17 protein-coding genes are annotated in these 18,311 nt (G+C 56.6%); 8 read left to right on the forward strand and 9 right to left on the reverse strand.

Annotation, left to right across the window (positions count from 1 at the left end):
- Positions 1-12 precede the first annotated feature (12 nt).
- On the forward strand, positions 13-1,452 hold the full coding sequence (locus AC0YNU_RS15945; RefSeq protein WP_475758196.1) for a S41 family peptidase: 1,440 nt from the start codon (positions 13-15) through the stop codon (positions 1,450-1,452).
- Positions 1,453-1,544: 92 nt separating this feature from the next.
- Positions 1,545-3,047, forward strand: coding sequence for an IMP dehydrogenase (locus AC0YNU_RS15950; protein WP_475758198.1), 1,503 nt, complete (start codon positions 1,545-1,547; stop codon positions 3,045-3,047).
- Positions 3,048-3,115: 68 nt separating this feature from the next.
- Here AC0YNU_RS15950 and AC0YNU_RS15955 read toward each other — a convergent pair whose 3' ends face one another.
- Positions 3,116-3,724, reverse strand: coding sequence for a DUF2087 domain-containing protein (locus tag AC0YNU_RS15955; RefSeq protein ID WP_475758865.1), 609 nt, complete (start codon positions 3,722-3,724; stop codon positions 3,116-3,118).
- Positions 3,725-4,391: 667 nt separating this feature from the next.
- Positions 4,392-5,156, reverse strand: a complete 765-nt coding sequence (locus AC0YNU_RS15960) for a tryptophan-rich sensory protein (RefSeq protein WP_475758201.1) — start codon at positions 5,154-5,156, stop codon at positions 4,392-4,394.
- Between the two features lie 153 nt (positions 5,157-5,309).
- Between AC0YNU_RS15960 and AC0YNU_RS15965 the strand changes: the two genes are divergently transcribed.
- The gene (locus tag AC0YNU_RS15965; RefSeq protein WP_475758204.1) at positions 5,310-6,011 is read left to right on the forward strand and encodes an MBL fold metallo-hydrolase; all 702 of its coding nucleotides are present in this window, start codon (positions 5,310-5,312) and stop codon (positions 6,009-6,011) included.
- Here AC0YNU_RS15965 and AC0YNU_RS15970 read toward each other — a convergent pair.
- From AC0YNU_RS15970 to AC0YNU_RS15980, 3 genes are all read right to left on the reverse strand, one after another.
- Entirely contained in the window at positions 6,000-6,974 is a 975-nt protein-coding gene (locus AC0YNU_RS15970; protein ID WP_475758206.1) for a helix-turn-helix transcriptional regulator, read from the reverse strand. The two genes, AC0YNU_RS15965 and AC0YNU_RS15970, sit on opposite strands and share 12 nt — an antisense overlap.
- A gap of 42 nt (positions 6,975-7,016) precedes the next feature.
- A complete protein-coding gene (locus AC0YNU_RS15975) occupies positions 7,017-8,069 on the reverse strand; it encodes an RluA family pseudouridine synthase (protein WP_475758208.1) in 1,053 nt (350 codons plus the stop codon).
- A gap of 262 nt (positions 8,070-8,331) precedes the next feature.
- On the reverse strand, positions 8,332-9,165 hold the full coding sequence (locus AC0YNU_RS15980; RefSeq protein WP_475758210.1) for a phytanoyl-CoA dioxygenase family protein: 834 nt from the start codon (positions 9,163-9,165) through the stop codon (positions 8,332-8,334).
- 173 nt (positions 9,166-9,338) lie between these two features.
- On the opposite strand from AC0YNU_RS15980, the gene AC0YNU_RS15985 reads away from it, so the two are divergent.
- The 4 genes from AC0YNU_RS15985 (at position 9,339) to mgrA (ending at position 15,009) form a co-directional block, all read left to right on the forward strand.
- On the forward strand, positions 9,339-10,220 hold the full coding sequence (locus AC0YNU_RS15985; protein WP_475758213.1) for a helix-turn-helix domain-containing protein: 882 nt from the start codon (positions 9,339-9,341) through the stop codon (positions 10,218-10,220).
- 189 nt (positions 10,221-10,409) lie between these two features.
- Positions 10,410-11,951 (forward strand): stalk domain-containing protein, encoded by a 1,542-nt coding sequence (locus AC0YNU_RS15990; protein ID WP_475758215.1) that lies wholly within the window; start codon positions 10,410-10,412, stop codon positions 11,949-11,951.
- A gap of 145 nt (positions 11,952-12,096) precedes the next feature.
- Entirely contained in the window at positions 12,097-13,911 is a 1,815-nt protein-coding gene (locus AC0YNU_RS15995) for a B12-binding domain-containing radical SAM protein (protein WP_475758217.1), read from the forward strand.
- 102 nt (positions 13,912-14,013) lie between these two features.
- The gene (gene mgrA, locus AC0YNU_RS16000; protein ID WP_475758219.1) at positions 14,014-15,009 is read left to right on the forward strand and encodes an L-glyceraldehyde 3-phosphate reductase; all 996 of its coding nucleotides are present in this window, start codon (positions 14,014-14,016) and stop codon (positions 15,007-15,009) included.
- 66 nt (positions 15,010-15,075) lie between these two features.
- Here mgrA and AC0YNU_RS16005 read toward each other — a convergent pair whose 3' ends face one another.
- The gene (locus AC0YNU_RS16005) at positions 15,076-15,687 is read right to left on the reverse strand and encodes a DUF1349 domain-containing protein (RefSeq protein ID WP_475758867.1); all 612 of its coding nucleotides are present in this window, start codon (positions 15,685-15,687) and stop codon (positions 15,076-15,078) included.
- Positions 15,688-15,850: 163 nt separating this feature from the next.
- Here AC0YNU_RS16005 and AC0YNU_RS16010 point away from each other — a divergent pair, with 163 nt between their 5' ends.
- Positions 15,851-16,585, forward strand: a complete 735-nt coding sequence (locus AC0YNU_RS16010; RefSeq protein WP_475758221.1) for a DsbA family oxidoreductase — start codon at positions 15,851-15,853, stop codon at positions 16,583-16,585.
- A gap of 166 nt (positions 16,586-16,751) precedes the next feature.
- Here AC0YNU_RS16010 and AC0YNU_RS16015 read toward each other — a convergent pair whose 3' ends face one another.
- The 3 genes from AC0YNU_RS16015 to AC0YNU_RS16025 are packed head-to-tail and all read right to left on the reverse strand — an operon-like array spanning position 16,752 to position 18,225.
- Positions 16,752-17,123, reverse strand: a complete 372-nt coding sequence (locus AC0YNU_RS16015) for an EamA family transporter (RefSeq protein WP_475758223.1) — start codon at positions 17,121-17,123, stop codon at positions 16,752-16,754.
- Complete coding sequence (locus AC0YNU_RS16020; RefSeq protein WP_475758225.1) at positions 17,120-17,482, reverse strand: DUF2304 domain-containing protein; 363 nt, start codon at positions 17,480-17,482, stop codon at positions 17,120-17,122. Before AC0YNU_RS16020 ends, AC0YNU_RS16015 begins: the two co-directional genes overlap by 4 nt.
- A 38-nt stretch (positions 17,483-17,520) precedes the next feature.
- Positions 17,521-18,225, reverse strand: a complete 705-nt coding sequence (locus AC0YNU_RS16025) for a glycosyltransferase family 2 protein (RefSeq protein ID WP_475758227.1) — start codon at positions 18,223-18,225, stop codon at positions 17,521-17,523.
- Positions 18,226-18,311: the final 86 nt, after the last annotated feature.

Raw genomic sequence — 18,311 nt, forward strand, 5'->3', positions numbered from 1 at the left:
AGAGGTGTCGGAATGAACAGGTTTGGTGAAAAGGCCGCGAAGCAGCGGCAGATTACGCTCATCGTGCTGGTCGTCGTGCTCGTGGCGGCCGGCTTCGCGGGCGGCAGGCTCAGCATGCAGCTCCAATATCCCATCGTGAAGGACAAGGCATTCGGCAACTTATCGTACGCGTACAATGAAATCATGGATGATTATTTGAACGGCGCTGCCTCCAAGGCACTCGTCGACGGCGCCGCCGAAGGCATGGTGGGCTCGCTTCAAGACCCGTATTCCGTCTACTTGTCTGAGGACAAGGGCGAGGCTTACATGCAGTCCTACCAGGATCATTTCGTAGGCATCGGCGTGGAGATCCGGCAAGAGGACGGCAACTTCATCATCGACAGCATCATTAAAGGGGCGCCGGCCGAGAAGGCGAAGCTGATGAAGGAAGACCGGATCGCAAGCATCGACGGGAAAAGCGTGAAGGGGCAAACCTTTGACGAGCTGAAGACCAAGCTGCAGGGCAAATCCGGCTCCAAGGTGACGCTGCAGATCGAGCGGTCGGGAGCAAGCGGGCTGTTGACGGTTCCCGTCGTGCGCGGCGACGTGCCGGTGCTGACGGTTGCATCCGCGATGAAGCCGGGCGGCATCGGCGAAATCACGATCAGCCGGTTCGCCGAGAAGACGTCGCAGGAATTCACGGCCGCGATCGAGAAGCTGCAGAAGCAAGGCATGAAGGCGCTGCTGCTGGATCTGCGCGGCAATCCCGGCGGGCTGCTCAACCCGACAATCGAGATTGCGAACCGTTTCGTCCCGAAAGGCAAGACGATCGTACAGGTCGTGTACAAGGACGAGAAGCGGGTGCTGACGCACAAATCCAGCCAGAAGGAGCCGTGGAAGCTGCCGATCGCGATTCTCGTGGACGCGCATACGGCGAGCTCTGCCGAGGTGCTGACCGCGGCGCTTAAGGATACGGCGGGCGCGAAGGTGGTAGGGGAGAAGACGTTCGGCAAGGGCATCGTCCAGAACTTCAATCAATTGAAGGACGGCTCCGTGCTGAAGCTGACGGAAGCGCAGTGGCGGACGCCGGACGGCCAGTGGATTCATAAGAAGGGCATCGAACCGAACGTGGCCGTCGCCGCGCCGGATTACGCGCTGCTGCCGAGACTGAATGTCGACCTGAAGCTGACGAACGGAGACTATGGCGACCAGGTCGTGACGGTGCAGAAGATGCTCCAAGCGATCGGCTACGATACCGGCAAAGGGTCGGGCATTTACGACGAGCCGACGACCGCGGCGGTTCGTGCCTTCCAACAGAAGGAATCGCTGCCGGTTACCGGAGACATGAACGATCGGACCGCCAACCGCATCATGGCGAAGCTGATGGTCAAATATCAGGCCGAGGATCCGCAGCTGGGCAAGGCGATGGAGCTGCTGCAAGCGGCGAAATCCGGCGCTGCTGCGGGCAGCTAGCCAAAATGACGGCTTCCATTGCTTGTTTCAGGGCTCTGTGATATGCTTGTAAAAATTTATCCGGAATCCATTCTAGCAGGAGGCGACATTTTTTGGCTCATTATTACATGGAACCGTCCCGCACCTTCAGTGAATTTCTGCTGGTGCCGAATCTGACGACCAAAGACTGCAACCCGTCGAACGTATCGCTCAAGACACCGATCGTGAAGTTCAAGAAAGGCGAGACGCCGAAGTATTCGCTTAACATTCCGTTCTCTTCCGCCGTCATGCAGGCGGTGTCGGATGACCGAATGGCTGTCGCGCTGGCGCGCTGCGGAGGCATTTCCTTCATCTTCGGATCCCAGTCCGTGGAGGGCCAAGCAGACATGGTCCGCAAAGCGAAGAGCTACAAGGCGGGCTTCGTGGTCAGCCGCTCCAACCTGACGCCGGAACATACGCTCAAGGATGTACTTGAGCTGAAGGAACGGACGGGTCACTCCACCGTGGCCATCACGAGCGACGGTTCGCCGAAGGGCAAGCTGGTCGGCATCGTGACAGGACGCGATTATCGGATCAGCCGCGATGCGCTGACCAAATCCGTCGGCAATTTCATGACGCCGTTTTCGAAGCTGATCTACGGCAAATCCGGCATTACGCTGTCGGAAGCGAACGATTTGATTTGGGATCATAAGCTGAACTGCCTGCCGGTCGTCAGCGAAGAAGGCAACCTGGAATATCTGGTCTTCCGCAAAGATTACGACGAGCATAAAGAAAATCCGACGGAGCTGCTCGATGCCAACAAGAGCTACATCGTTGGAGCGGGCATCAATACGAAGGATTACACGGAGCGCGTGCCTGCGCTCGTGGCAGCCGGCGTGGACGTGCTGGTCATCGACTCCTCGGACGGCTATTCCGAATGGCAGAAGAATACGATCGAGTACGTAAAATCGAATTTCGACGATGTCAAAATCGGCGCCGGCAACGTGGTCGACCGGGAAGGCTTCCTGTACCTTGTCGAGGCGGGCGCGGACTTCATTAAAATCGGCATCGGCGGCGGTTCCATCTGCATTACGCGCGAACAGAAGGGTATCGGCCGCGGGCAAGCTTCCGCGCTGATCGAAGTGGCTGCCGCGCGCGACGAGTACTACCAGCAAACCGGCATCTACGTGCCGATCTGCTCCGACGGCGGCATCGTGCATGACTACCATATTACGCTGGCGCTTGCGATGGGCGCGGACTTCGTCATGATGGGCCGTTACTTTGCCCGTTTCGACGAGAGCCCGACGCGCAAGCTGAAAGTCGGCAACAATTTCGTCAAAGAGTTCTGGGGCGAAGGCTCCAACCGCGCCCGCAACTGGGAACGGTACGACACCGGCGGCAAAGCCGGCCTCATGTTCGAAGAGGGCGTCGATTCCTACGTTCCGTACGCGGGAAGCCTGCAAGAGAACATGAGCAAGACGATTCACAAAATCAAATCGACGATGTGCAACTGCGGCTCCATCTCCATTCCGGAACTGCAGCGCAACGCCCGGATCACGCTCGTGTCCGCGACCAGTATCGTCGAAGGCGGCGCGCATGACGTCATTTTGAAAGAAAACAACATTACCGGCGAATAAGGCCGGCCTAACAAGAAGGCTGCAGGAACCCATGAGGTTTCTGCAGCCTTATTCGTTTGGACGGGGCGTCAAGCCAGCGTCTCCCAGCGTTCCCACATTTCCCGCGGATTGCGCTCGTATACTTCCTGTTCCCGGTACAAATACGCATGCATGATAAATTCCCGCCGAATGGTGGCAAAGTCGGGATGCACGAGCTTGATGAATTCGTTCAGCTCTTTCTCCGAGTACTTCCGACCTTCCTCCAGCCGCTCCGCAAGATGCTCCAGCACGACTCGTTTCTTCTTCAATTGCGCGGGGATATGCTTCAGCTTGCCGTCTGCCGTGAAGAAATTACGCAGCACGGACTGCTTCATTCGTTCGTTCTTCTCGTCCATCGGTTCCATCTCCTTGACTTCGGTACTTGCGGGCTTCGCCAGAATCGCCCCGAGAGAGCTCTCGTACTGCTTCAGAAAATAACGGTCCAGCGAGAAATAGATCGCGTTCTTGTCGCGCCGCTCGTGGATGAGGCTGACCGCGCGAAGCTTGGCGGCATGGTGCGTAATCGTAGCAGGGGAGAGGCACAGCTTCTCGGCCAGCGTCTGCCCGGTCATTTCGCCCTCCGACAGCAGGATCAGCATCCGGACGCGCGTGGGGTCGGCCAGCGCTTTGTGGTAATTGACGATTTTATCGAGCTGCATCATGGGGGAGCCCGCCTTTCTACGCAACTAATTTAATAAATATCTAATTAGATAATAATCTAATCCGTAAGGCGCGTCAAGAGACAAACGCCGGGTTCGTCATAGCTGGATGAAAGAAAGTGGATCGAGCTCAGGCGGGACGGGCATAACGATGAACGATTGTGGATCGAGCTCAGGCGGGGCGGGCATAACGATGAACGATTGTGGACCGATGTGCGTTCGCTTCCGGACAACGCTAATAGGGATCCCGCTTGTCTGAGACAACCGGAATCCCTATTCGTTCAAGATGCACCTATTCAATTATTTACCGCTCTCCATTCTAAATGCTTCATCCACATTTTCAGATTTTCACTGCCGTTAACGAGTCATCCCGGGTCCCCGCACGCTCCGCTTGCGTTAAATCCGATAGATACTCCTTTCACGGATTAGATTGGAACATGCTTCGCTGACATTCTCCAATGGACTATCCCCTCTCTGCAAGAAAGTGGACTGCCGATCATTCAGTGCCGAATGCGTCGCCCGAAGGAGAGGCGTTCGTCTTGTTTGATCTGACTTCAGTGTACAGGCTTATTGATATTTTGTAAATATTCAGAATATTATAAATTTTACCGTATATCGCCGAAATCATGACCTTTTCCACTGGATGCTCGCCTATCTTTACAATTCCTCAATTTGACGAATGCTGTCGCCATAATGACGTCATCCAAGTGGCTAAAGCGGAGACGGCCAGCACGCCAGCTCCGATATAAGCCGCGGTTACGATTTCGGAATAGCCGTCCTGCTTAGCGGCAATCGCGACGAACGCCCAAACGAAGACGAGCGCATAGACGGCGTCCCGGAACGACCAATCGACGGCAAGCGCCAGCACGATGGCGAAGCTCAGCACGATGACCGTCCACGTCACGTCGGAGAGACCGAAGCCTTTCCAGCCTTCATGGCGCAGCACGACAGCGATATTGACGATCGTCGCGACGCTGATCCAGCCGAGATACAAGCTGAACGGCAGGCGAACGAGTAAGCGCTCCGCGGTCGTCGGACGGCTGGAGGCGATTCTCGCCCGCACATAGATGATGATCTGAACGATCAGCAGCGCGAGCATGACGAAGCCGCTGCTCGTCACGTACTCATAATGCCAGGTCAGAATCCAGCCGACGTTCAGCAGGCAGCTGATCATGAACCAAGGACCGATTCGGATCACCGTTGCCCGAGAGCGCCCGGCCGGGAGCAGCTGATAGACGACGAAGCCGATGAGCAGCAAGTAGATCAGCGACCAGATGGAGAACGCATACCCGGCCGGGGTGACGAGGACGGGGTTCTGATCGGACAGCTCCTTCGTTGTCTTGCCGCCGATCGGGAGCCATTCCGCGAGCGCATTGACGGCGATGACGGCCGCCAGCCCGATTAAATTACCGATGCGAATAAACGTATTCATGTCTTGTCCTCTCCCTTCTTATTGTTAATCTATTCACACCATAAGCTTTTCATCAAAACAGCTCCGAAAATGAGCATTGACAGAAAGGGAAATATGGCATAAATTATAACCAAAGGTTAGTAACCAGTGGTTATTAAGAAGGGGCGGATAAGGATGAAGGTCGAACGCATTTCAGAGCATGTTTGGAGCTTAAGCACATGGGTCATTATTCCGATTCACGTGTGGGCAGTCGTAGAGAAGGATGGAATTACGCTCGTGGATGCGGGCATTTCGATGATGTCGAAGGGAATTATCGCTTTTGCGGAGAAGACGCTAGGGCTGCCGGTGCGGCGCATCGCGCTGACGCATGGCCATTCCGACCATACCGGGGCGATCGCGAAGCTGCTTGCCAAATATCCGGATGCCAACGTAATGGCTCATGAGATCGAGATTCCGTATATGGAAGGAAGAATGGCGTATCCGGGCCGCAAGAAAGCGCAGCAATCCGTTCAGCCTGGTCTGGCGCAGCCGATTGCCGGGAATGCGGATGGTCAGCCCGCCCGTATAGGCGGTTTGTCGGTGCACTTAACGCCGGGCCATTCGCCGGGGCATGTCGTGTATTATCATGAGCAAGATGGCGTCATGCTGGCCGGGGACCTGTTTACGTCGAAGAAGGGGCGCTTGAAGAAGCCGATGCCGATGTTCACCGCGGATATGACGGAAGCGGTCCGAAGCAGCGAAATCGTGCGGAAGCTTCGTCCGAAGCGGCTGGAGGTGTGTCATGGGAACGCGGTTCTGAATCCGGCGGAACAGCTCGATGCCTATCAGAAGAGCCAACGATTCGATGCGGGAAGGGGCGTTTCATTACCGCGTTAATGTGTAATGCTCATGAAGTTCGAGAGCCAATCCGGTCAGTCTTTCCTTCAAGCTCCCGGGAGCAAGGACGTCCAGCTTGGTTCCGAAGCTGATTAAGTAATAGGGGATATAGGTGACGATCGCGCTCGCTTCCATTACAAAATGCGCCTGGTCTTTCGTTCGCTCGACGAGCGAATCGCCGAAAGGCCCGATTTCGCACAGGGCGTTAAGCGCCTCAGGCTCGCCGCGGACGATAACGGTATCCAGCGGCTCGCCGTCCGCGTGACCCCAGGGCTTCAGGAATTGCAGCAAATAATCGCGCGCCGAGAAATGCTCCGGCCGCTGGAATAGAGCTCCCGACTCCGTCACCGACTGAATCCGATCCACGCGGAAGCAGCGGATGTCCGCACGGAGATGGCAGTACGAGACGACGTACCATTTGTTTTTCCAATGCACGATGCCGTAAGGGTCGATCTGACGCTGCTGCGTTTCCAGTCCAATGCCTTTATGATGCACGATCGACATCGTTTGGCCAGCAGCGACAGCCTGCTCCAGCTGCCGCAAGGCGGCTTCCATGCCTGTATCGAGACCCGAGCTGCTGATCACCTCGAAGCCGACCAGATGGCGCTCGATCGCGGTGCGCTGCTCTTCGTTCGTATACCGTTTCAGCTTGGCGATGGCTTGCTTGAGCGCGTCGCCGTACGGGTAGCCGGCTTCCTGCGCGAAGACGGCGGCTTGCACGAGCGCCTTCTGCTCCTCCAGATCGAAGAACAGCGGCGATTCCTTGAAGGATGCAAGCAGGCTGTATCCGCCGTTATGCCCGGAATCCGCGACGATCGGCACGCCGCTTGCGCAAAGCGCGTCGATGTAGCGGTATACCGTACGAATATGCATCTCCAACGCATCGGCCAATTGTTTGGCCGTCATGCGTTTATTTGCTTTGAGCAGCCAGAGGATGGCGAGCATGTTATCTGCTTTGGACATGGAGCGCTCCTTCCCGGCGATAGTTGCCTGCTTCGGCAGCGTTTATTTCTTGGCGTTGAAGCCTTCCTTGAAGGGATTCAGAAACTGCTTCGGAATGTCGGTCTCGAACCGGACGTGCTCGCCGGTCGTAGGATGCTTGAACGCGAGTACGCGGGCATGCAGGCCGAGCCGGCCGATGGCTTTGGAACGGGAGCCGTATTTTTTGTCCCCGACGATCGGATGGCCGATGTCTTCCATATGGACGCGGATCTGATTTTTCCGTCCGGTCTCCAGGGCGACTTCCAGCAACGAGAAATTCGCGTTGCTCTGCAGCACTTTGTAGTGGGTCACCGCATGCAGCGCATCCGTCGGGCTGGACGAGGAGTACATTTTGAGCGTTTTGCTTTCCCGCAGGTAGGAAGTGATCGTTCCTTCCGGCTTTTTCACTTTTCCCTCGACGAGCGCTACGTAGGTGCGCTCCTCCACGCTGTCCGTCCATGTCGTCTGCAGCTGCTGCTGCACCTGCTCGCTCTTCGCGAACATCATGACGCCGGACGTATCGCGGTCAAGTCTATGAACGACGAAGATCCGGCTGTGCGGATCGGACGCGCGCACGTGAGCCGTCAGTTGGCGGTAAGCCGTCAGCTCGCTCTCCTGATCGGAAGCGATGGAGAGAAGGCCCGCGTCTTTGAGCACGACGATGACGTCGGCATCCTCGTGCAGGATGGTCAGTCCGATCAGCGGGGGCTTCTCGGTAATGCGTTCTTTGGATACGGTGACGGTTTGGCCGGGCTTGAGCGGCTGATTGAAGAGCTTCACCGGGGTCCCGTCGACGGCAATCTGGCCGCGGCCCAGCATGGATTTGATGGCATTGCGGCCTTCGCCGGTCACGTGCGCGAGCAGGAAGGCGAGCAGTTCCGCAGCTTCCTTGACCTCGAAGCTGCGGACTGGGGATTTGGCAGGCGTTCGCGCGGTAACGGTCGGTTTGACCGGCGAGGGCTTTCCTGCGGCGAAGGGCTTCGCATGCGCGCGCGGGCCTCCGTGCGGCGCGGATTTGCCGCGGGCCGCGTCCGGCTTGCCGGATGCGGTTGGTTTATATGGACGTTTCTTTTCCATGAATGATATACGCTCCTAAACATGCAATCTGTTCTCTTACTATACCGAAAGAAGACGAGCCTTACAAACGGATTCATGCGGCGGTCTTCGCCATCGGGAAAGCGCGTGCTCCCAATCTTGGCGCGGGGTTGCGGCTTCGGCACATAGAAAAGCTGCCGGCAAGTCATGAACCATGACCTGTCGGCAGCTTCTTGGGGGCATCTTGACGAATGCTTCGTGTTCAACCTTGCGGTTGTACGCGCAACCCAACCGCCTTCCGCGATTAAATTTGTACGCGCTGCTTGTTGTAAACCTCAGGGAAATGATCGCCGACCAGCAATTCGCCCGGCTTCACGTTCACGTAGGAGAGCATGGCGTGCTCGCCGACCGGCTCGTAGCGCGTATGGCCAGGCATATAGTGCACGGCGATGGCGCGACGCTTCATGTCGGAACGGTTATGCGGGCTGCCGTGCCACGTGAGGCAGTGGTGGTAGCCGACTTGGCCTTTCTTGATTTCGAACGGCACCGCTTCGACGACGGCGTTGTTCGGCAGCATTTCCGGCTGCTTGTGGAACGGTTTGAAATCCTTGGTGCTGGACAGGTAACGCTGGTGATTGCCCCACTTGTGGCTGCCCGGTACCATCCACATGCAGCCGTTCTCGATCACGGCGTCATCCAGCGCCACCCATGCGCTTACGAGATCGGATGGCTGAATGATCGGCCACAGCGGGTGATCCTGATGCCAGGCCGTAGGTCCGCCCGTTACCGGCGGCTTATATTGAATTTGGTCATGCCAGATGCGAAGGGAATTCGTATGCGTAAGCTGCGCGACTTCCTCGCAGATTTGCGCATTCGCCGCATGCTGCAAGTACAGGTCGCTTGCCATCCAAATGTTGACGATTTGGACGACGCGCTCGCTCGCGATCATTTTCATATTATCGTAAGGATTATCCGAACCCAGCATGTTGTGGTTCAGCACCGGCTTCTTGACCGTTTCGCCGTTCATGACTTTATCCAGCTCTTCGCGAAGCGCTTCGACCTCTGCATCGCTTAGGACGACATCGCCTTTTAGAAAACCGTTGTTTTCAAATTCCGTTAATTGTGCTTGACTTAACATAGTTATAATTCCTCCCGGTGTCGCTTGGATTAGTGGACCGCTTTGCTATGAATCAAGAATACCTTAAGATGTAAGCGGTGTATTTACACAGACAAAACAGGGCTTTGCACTTTTCTAATATTCTAGCTGCAACACGGACTGTCATTAATTGACGTCGGAAGGAGCGTTGCCCGATGATGCGGGACGACAGCCAAATACTCATCGGAGCGCTCGAGGAGCTGCAGCCGACGGTCAACTTTGCGAGCCATGCCCTGTCCCCGGCAGGGACGTTCTGGGGACCAAGAATCAATCCCGACTATCAGTTCTTCTATTTACTTTCCGGCCGGGCGACCATTGCCATAGGTGAAGATGTCCGCACGATCGGCGCAGGCGAATGCGCGCTGTACGGTCCGGATTGCCCGCACTCCATTACGGTCCTCGAGGAAGCCGTGTTCATCGGCATCCATTTTCTGTTCCGGCAAGCTTCTCCCGTACCGGTGCATCCCGCGTTCTCGATCGCGGAATCTTCCGAGGAAGCGCTGGCGGCGGGACGCAGGAGCGGCTGCAGGCTTGCGCTGGACGACGGAGAGGAGCTCGAGCTGCCGCCGTTCATGGCCATTCCCGGATTAGAGCCGATCCTGATGCGGATCGTCAAAGAGTATATGAACGAACAGCCCGGCTACGCTATGCTGCTGCGCTCTCTCATGACGGAGCTTCTGCTAATGACGGTCCGAAGCCGTCTTGCCGATCGACCGAAGTCAGCGGAGCATAGCAAGATCGAGCCCGCGCTGCAGGCGATTCACCGCGAGCCGGAGAAGAATTGGACCGTTGCCGAGCTGGCCGCGCTGTGCGGCTATCATGCTATCTATTTCTCGTCATTGTTCCGCAAATGCACGGGCGACAATCCGAAGCAATACCTGATCTCGCAGCGAATTCGCAAGGCCAAGTACTATCTGCTGAGCGGGGAGAAGATGGAGGCGATCGCGGAGCGGCTCGGCTATACGAGCGTCCACTATTTCTCGCGCAACTTCAAGGAGGAGACGGGGCTGACGCCGACGGAGTTCAAGCAGCAATAGGCACGGCGCCCAAGTAGGGAAATGAACACGGAAATGAGCGGAAAACGAATACAAAAACGAGTGCGGAAACGAGTGCCGTCCTTCACTATTTCTTCCAATTTCTTTCACGCCGATTTCATAGACAAAGAAGAATAGCAGTGATACCATGAGATGACGCAGATTTAGGAGATTATTGGAGGAAACATACTCGTGGATTTCACTATTAGCTGGAAGAAGAAATTGCTCTCATCCGTACTTGCCGCAACTCTTATCGCCGCTCCGGCAGCCATGCTGGGCACAACGAACACGGTGTCTGCCGCCACGCAGACGGTCACCGCTTCCGTACTCGTGGATAGCGTGAAGCTATCTCTAAATCCGGCGCCTGTCGCGCTGAAAGGAACCACCTTCGTGCCGATGCGCGCGATCTTCTCGGCGCTGCATTCCAGCGTAACGTGGGAAGCGCGGACGAAGACGATTATCGCCGTGAAAGGCAGCACGACCATTTCCTTGCAGATCGGCTCGAAGCGCGCCGTCAAGAACGGCAAGGCAATTGCGCTTACGGAAGCGCCGCAGCAGATCAAAGGCGCGACGATGGTGCCGCTTCGGTTCATCGCCGAGGCACTGGGCGCCGACGTACAGTATGATTCCGCGAAGCACGTCATTCGCATTGTCTCCGCCGAAGCCATTCAGAAGAAGAGGGAAGAGGCGCTGGCGCAGGAGCAAGCGGCTGATCATCTTCCGATTCTGACGACGAAGCAGATCGTCGCGAAGAACGACGGGAAGGTCGTCATGGTGACGACGGATAAGGGACTCGGAAGCGGCGTCGTAATCGGCAAGGATGAAATCCTGACCAATTATCACGTGATCTCGGATGCGTCCGAGGCAACCGTGACGCTGGTGAACGGCAAGGAAATCGAGCTGGCCGGTATTGTCGGCTACAACGAAGATTACGATCTAGCCGTCTTGAAGACGAAGACGCCGCTTAATATCACGCCGGTCGATATCGGTTACGGCCTAGACAAAGGCGATCATGTCGTGGCGATCGGCAGTCCGAACGGCATCCAAAACACGGCGTCGGAAGGCATCGTCAGCAATATCTCCTCCTTCGAGGACGATCCCTATCAAATCCAGATCAGCGTGCCGATCGATCATGGCAGCTCGGGTGGCGGCTTGTTCAACGATTACGGCCAGCTGATCGGCATCACTGCAGCTGGTATCGACGATACCCAAGCGGATTTGAATTTCGCCATTTCCGCGCTTCATGTCATGATGCTGCTCTACGATATCGAAGAGAATCCGCCGACCAAGATCGGCTTCCTGCCGAGCGATTTGCCCGAGACGTTGAAAGGCGCCTCGCTGGAGACGATCCAGACGTTAATGGAGGAACATTTCGCCGAGATTCAAACGTCGCAGGGCATCGGAACGGAATTCCAAGACTTCAAGGTAACGCGGGACGCAGACGGCTGGCTGGTCATTCAAGCCTTGATCGATCCGTCGTTCTATATGGTTTACGGCCATGCGTCAAGCGAGGACCTTCGCTATTGGGCGATGAATACCGGCTATGAGCTGCGCCGCATGCTGCCTGACGAGAACTTGCAATTAACCGTCTATTACGAGCAAACGTTCAGCTTCGAGCCAAGAGGCTTCGCGGCAGATGAAGTGACGGCGCTCGCCGACGGCAAGTGGCGCGTCCGCTTCCCGGTCATCGATTATCAGGGCAAGGATCATGCGATCGTACGCGTAAACGCGTAGTCGATCCGCATAAGAAGGAGTGGTTCCAGACGGGGCGCCGGCATGACGGATGCGGCGCATACGGAGGGGCCGCTCTTCTTTTTTGCGTCCGAGTCCGGTACAATAGAGGCTAATCCAAAATTGTGATGATGAAGGAATGACGAACATGAAAGTCGTACTGGCGACCTTGAACGCCAAATATATACACACCTCGCTGGCGCTGCGATGCTTGAAGGCCTACAGCGAGAAGGATTTCGATATCGATATCGCCGAATATACGATCAAGGACCCCGCGATGAACATCGTCGCGGATTTGTTCGCGCATGATCCTGACGTCGTCGGCTTCTCCTGCTATATTTGGAACATCGAAGAGACGATCACCGTCATCGACATGCTCCGCAAAATCAAGCCGGAGCTGCGTATCGTGCTGGGCGGTCCCGAAGTAAGCTACGATACGGCGCATTGGTTGGAGCGGCTGCCGCAGGTCGATTACATCGTCGTCGGCGAAGGCGAGGAGACGTTTCACCATCTGCTTACGGAGCTGTCCGGCTCATGTAAGCTTCATATGGTATTCGGGCTCGCTTATCGCAAGGAGCATGGGGACGGACGGATCGAATGCATCGTCAATCCGCCGCGGCCCAAGCTCGATCTGGCGACGCTGCCCTCCCCGCACCGGTTTCCCGAAGACGTGTCCCGTCTCGGCAGCCGCGTCGTTTATTTCGAGACGAGCCGGGGCTGTCCGTTCAGCTGTCAGTTCTGCTTGTCGAGCATCGAGGTCGGCGTACGTTATTTCGATATGGAACGGACCAAATCCGATATTTTGTATCTGATCGACTCCGGTGCGAAGCTGATTAAATTCGTGGATCGGACCTTCAACATCAAGCGCGACTATGCGCTCGAGATTTTCCGTTTCCTCATCGAGAACCACCGCGGGTGCGTGTTCCAATTCGAAATCACGGCGGACATCATGCGCCCCGAGGTGCTCGATTATTTGGCGGAACATGCGCCGCCGGGCATCTTCCGCTTCGAAATCGGCGTGCAGTCGACGAATGACCTGACGAACGAAGCGGTGCAGCGCCGCCAGAATTTCATGAAGCTGTCGCGCACGGTGACGAAGGTGAAGGAGAGCGGCAAGATTGATCAGCATCTCGATTTGATCGCGGGCCTGCCGCACGAGAATTACGATTCGTTCCGCAATACGTTCAACGACGTGTTCGAGCTCCGGCCGGAAGAGCTGCAGCTCGGCTTCCTGAAGATGCTCCGGGGCACCGGCATGCGAATTGATGCGGAGAAGCACGGCTATATCTATATGGATCGGGCGCCTTACGAGATCCTCGGCAACGATATCTTGCCATTCTCGGACATCGTGCGCATCAAGCGGGTAGAGGACGTGCTGGAGAAGTATTGGAACGCGCATCGGATGGATCATGCCCTGCTTTATTTGATCGAGCGGGCGTTCCCGTCGGCATTCGATTTCTTCCAATTGTTCGGCGATTTCTGGGAAGGACGAGGCTGGCAGAAGATCGGCCATCAGCTCGAGGATCTGTTCTCGCGGCTGTGGAGCTTCCTCGCGGACGATTACGCGAAGCGCGCCGGGCAGGCGGAATTGAATTGGTCGCTCGATGTGGCGCTCGGACTTATGAAGCTGGACTACTTCCTGGGCCACAATTACAAGCCCCGCAAGGTGTGGTGGGACTTCAGCATGGAGAAGAGCGATTGGAGCGGCTGGATGAAACGGTTGGCGGAATCTCCTGCGGACGTTTCGGAGGCATTCGCCGCGCTCGGCTTGAACGAGAAGGAGCTTCAGAAGCACGCCGTGATCGAGAAGCTGCCATTCGATCTGCTGCGTTATCTGGCTGAAGGGACGGTATCGGCCGAGTCGGAGACGCTGCTGATCGTCGTATACAGCGGAGGCGGTAAGGGCGAACACCGTCAGGCGGAATTCTTCGCGATGCCGCTGAACCAGACCGTGGAAGCTTGAGCTGGTGCTTTAATTAAGGTAAGATGATAAATAAAGGTAAGAAGATAAAGTAAGGTAAGATGATAGTGGTTTCCTAATCCGATCGTAGAAGGAGAGATATTCGTGGTATACGCAGCACATCCGGAACGGTATGCATCCATGACTTATAATCGCGTTGGCAAGTCGGGCTTGAAGCTTCCCGCGATTTCCCTCGGACTTTGGCATAATTTCGGCGGGGTGGACACGTACGAGAACGGCCGCGCCATGCTTCACCGTGCGTTCGACCTCGGCATTACCCACTTCGACCTGGCGAACAACTATGGTCCCCCTGCGGGATCCGCGGAAGAAATGTTCGGCGGCATCATGCAGACGGATTTCAAGCCTTACCGCGACGAGCTAATCATCTCGTCCAAGGCAGGCTATTATATGTGGCCAGGACCTTACGGCGAGTGGGGTTCGCGTAAATATTTGATGGCGAGCCTGGAGCAAAGCTTGAAGCGCATGAAGCTGGACTACGTCGACATCTTCTACTCCCACCGCTTCGATCCGGAGACGCCGCTCGAAGAGACGATGGGCGCGCTGGATCATATGGTTCGTTCCGGCAAAGCGCTCTATGTCGGCATCTCCAGCTACGGGGCGGAGCAAACGGCGGAAGCGATCGCGATCATGAAGAAGCTGGGCACGCCGCTGCTCATTCATCAGCCGAGCTACAACATGTTTGACCGCTGGATCGAAAACGGCGTGCAGGACGTGCTGGACGAGCATGGCGTCGGCAGCATCGCATTCTGTCCGCTGGCGCAAGGCTTGCTGACGAACAAATATTTGGGCGGAAGCATTCCCGGCGATTCCCGCGCGGCCAGCAAGACCGGCGCGCTGCAGGAAGGCCAGGTTACGCCGGAAGTCGTGGCGAAGCTGCAGAAGCTGAACGCGATCGCGCAAGAGCGCGGCCAATCGCTGGCGCAGATGGCGCTTGCCTGGGTGCTGCGCGGCGGACGCGTCACGTCGGCGCTGATCGGCGCAAGCCGCGTCAGCCAGATCGAAGACAACGTCGCGGCACTGAACAACTTGTCGTTCTCGGAAGACGAGCTGGCAGGCATCGAATCGATCCTTCGAGGCTAGAAGCTGCAACTTAACAAGACCGCTTCCGATGATCATCGGAAGCGGTCTTGCGTCGTCTACGACTATTTAAGCGTTGACGTCGGCGTTGGCGTTGGCGGGCTCCGTCAGCGCAAGAAAGTCGAATTCGACCGCGCAGCCCGTTCCCTGCGGCGACTGCGCCACGACGCCGACCCGGCATACGTCCGGCAGCTTCATGCCGAAGTATCGGACCTGCTCCCATGCTTCCCCATCCAGTGAATAGTGGAAGGTGATGCAGGCTCCCGCTCTCGTGATGCGCAGATAAGGCTTCTCTACGTCGACGCGCATGGAGTTGCAATCGTCGGACACGCCGTCCTGCGTCACGACGGAGACGATCGTCGCATAGCGACCGTTGTGCTCGAAGCACAGCTTGGCCCAATTTCGGTCGTCGGCCAGCAGCATCAGGCAGCCGGAATCGTATTGCTGCTTCATGTCTGCCCCAAGCCTGGTCGTGAGCTCGAAGGAGCTCCCTGCCGACCGGTGCAGGAACGGTGCGGAGCTGACGATATGCTTCCCGGCAGGGTCCTGATAATAATCGGCCTTCGCCGGGGCCAGCACGAAGAGTCCGCCATCCTCCGTATACGACCAACGCTCAGGTTCGTTATCCCAAGCGAAGCTTTGCTTGTCCGCTTCTTCGATGAATATATTTTTGTGCACCATCACGCCTCTTTTCGATTGGATTGGTCTTGGATGAACAATTCTCGCTGCGAGCGGCGACTCCTGCTTCCGCTGTCGGCTGGTGACGGTTATTATTCGACCTGCCGGAAGGTTGGAGGTATAATACAGCTAATAAATGACTTTGAGCAAGGGAGTGACTACCAAGATGAAAGTAGAAGTATGGTCCGACATCGCCTGCCCGTTCTGTTATATCGGGAAACGGCGATTTGAAGCGGGGCTCGCGAAGTTCGCGCACAAGGAAGAGATCGAGGTCGTGTACCGGAGCTATCAATTGGATCCGAACGCGGAGAAGGATCCGGAGCAGGATGCTTATGGCCTTGTGGCCAAGAAATACGGCATCAGCCGGGAACAGTCCGAGGCGATGCACGCGAATCTCGTACAACAGGCGGCCGAGCTGGGACTGACGTACAATTTCGAGCATGCGCATCCGGCGAATTCGCTGGACGCGCATCGGCTGATTCACTACGCAGGACGCTTCGGCAAACGGACGGAAGCGGCGGAGCTGCTATTTAAGGCGTATTTTACCGATTCCAAGCGGATCGGCAGGCTGGAGACCTTGATCGGCATCGCTGCCGAATTGGGACTGGATCCTAAGGAAGCAGAGGCCGTGCTGAGCGGGGACGAGTTTACGGAAGACGTGCAGGCGGAATGCCGCGAAGCGTCGCAGTTGGGCGCGAACGGCGTGCCGTTCTATGTCATTAACCGCAAATACGCGGTCGCAGGCGCGCAGTCCAGCGAGGTGTTCCTGGATGTGCTGAACACGTGCTGGGAAGAGGAGAAGCCGCTGATCATGCTCGATCCTTCATCGACGAACCGCGCGACGGGTCAAGTGTGTACGGACGAGAGCTGTGGCATCGGTGAACCGAACGAGGACCAATAAGCGCGACTAATCTACGGCGATGAGTGGCCAGCGAGCAAGAGGACGATAATCGTTACCCAACCAATCCCACCGAACATCACGACAAAAAAAGCACGAGCAAGCTTAGGCGTCTGTCCTGCGAATCGCAGCTGCAGGCGGCTCCGTCTTGCGTCGTGCTTTTGTTTGCTTAGGCGTATTTGGCCGACAGTCCGATGCAGGCGACGCCTGCCAAAATGAGCAGGCAGCCGGCGATCTTCAAGCCGTTCAGCGATTCGTCGAACAGATAGTACGCGCCGACGATGGAGATGATGTAAGCGAGACTTTGAATCGGGTAGGCGAGGCCGAGATCGACCTTGGACACGATGAAGAGCCAAAGGACGGTCGCGCAGCCGTATATGAACAAGCCGCCGAGTATCCAAGGCGAGAACATAAGCTCCAGTATGGCGCGCAGCGATTCAAACGGCTTATCCCGTTGCATCAATCCGTATTTCCACAGAAATTGCCCCGTTACGAGCATGAGCGTGTTCGCTAGTATCAGCACGAATTGAATGGCATTCATAGCGTCTCCCGTCCTTCCGTCTTCCGAACCAGCTCCAGCAGCCTCTTCTCCATGACGGCGAATTCCTGCGTCAAGGTTTTGATCTTATCCGCTTGCTTGGACAAGCTGATCGTCTGTCGGACGAGCAGGGCGAGAATGAAGATGATCGTGACGAGAAATACGAACGTGGGCATGTAAGCAATGCCGATCCATAGCGCAAACCGGTTGAGCAGCGGAATGCAGGCGGCCGCCAGGACGCCGGCTGCGGCGGTTACGAGCCACAGGAACGCGTAGCGGTCCTTCAGCTTATGCGTCACCGTAAAGTAGATGATGAGCCCCAGGAAGAAAACGGTAATCAGAATTGCGACGAACTGATTCATGGCTTGCAAGTCCTTTCGAAGATTCGTTCCCGCTTCGCTTAGGAGAAGCTTTTGCGGATGAGCGAGAACAAGGTTACCTTCATCATGTAATAAATCGATTTGGACCAGTTGATGGACGAGGTGCCGCCTTGGCGGCTGCGCATCTCCACGCTGATCTCCTTCATGCGGAAGCCGCGTTTGGACAAGCTGACCAGCACTTCGACCTCGGGATAATCCGTCGGATAATGACGGGCGAATTGTTCGATGGCCGCACGGCCGACGATACGGAAGCCGGAGGTGGGGTCATGGACGGGAATGCCCGTCAGAAGCCGGATCAGCTGGTGAAAATAAAAGATGCCGAGGCGCCGCGAAAGACTGCCCCGATAGCTGCTCTTCTCGACGAACCGCGAGCCGATGACCATGTCGAACCCGCTGCCTTCGATTTCGCGGACCAGCTTCTCGATGTCCTCGGGGCGGTGCTGCCCGTCCGCATCCAGTTGGATCGCGTACGCGTAGCCGCCGCGGTCCGCGTATTTGTAGCCGCTCTGCATGGAGCCGCCGATGCCGAGATTGACGGCATGCCGCAGGGAAGGAAAGCCTTCCTTGCGGATAATATCGGGCGTGCGGTCCGAGGAGCCGTCGTCGATGACGACGAAATCGTATGGGGTATGCCGTTTCAGCTCATGGACGGTCCGGGCCAGCGTCGCTTCTTCGTTGTACGCCGGGATGATGACCAAAATATCGCTGTTGCGCTGCTGCTGCATGCGGTTAAACCTTCTTTCTATCCTGCGTTGCTGCGGAGGTTGCTTCTTTCCGAATCTTATATAGTATAATAGAAATCGATTATAAA

This window comes from Paenibacillus sp. J31P316 (assembly GCF_056269105.1).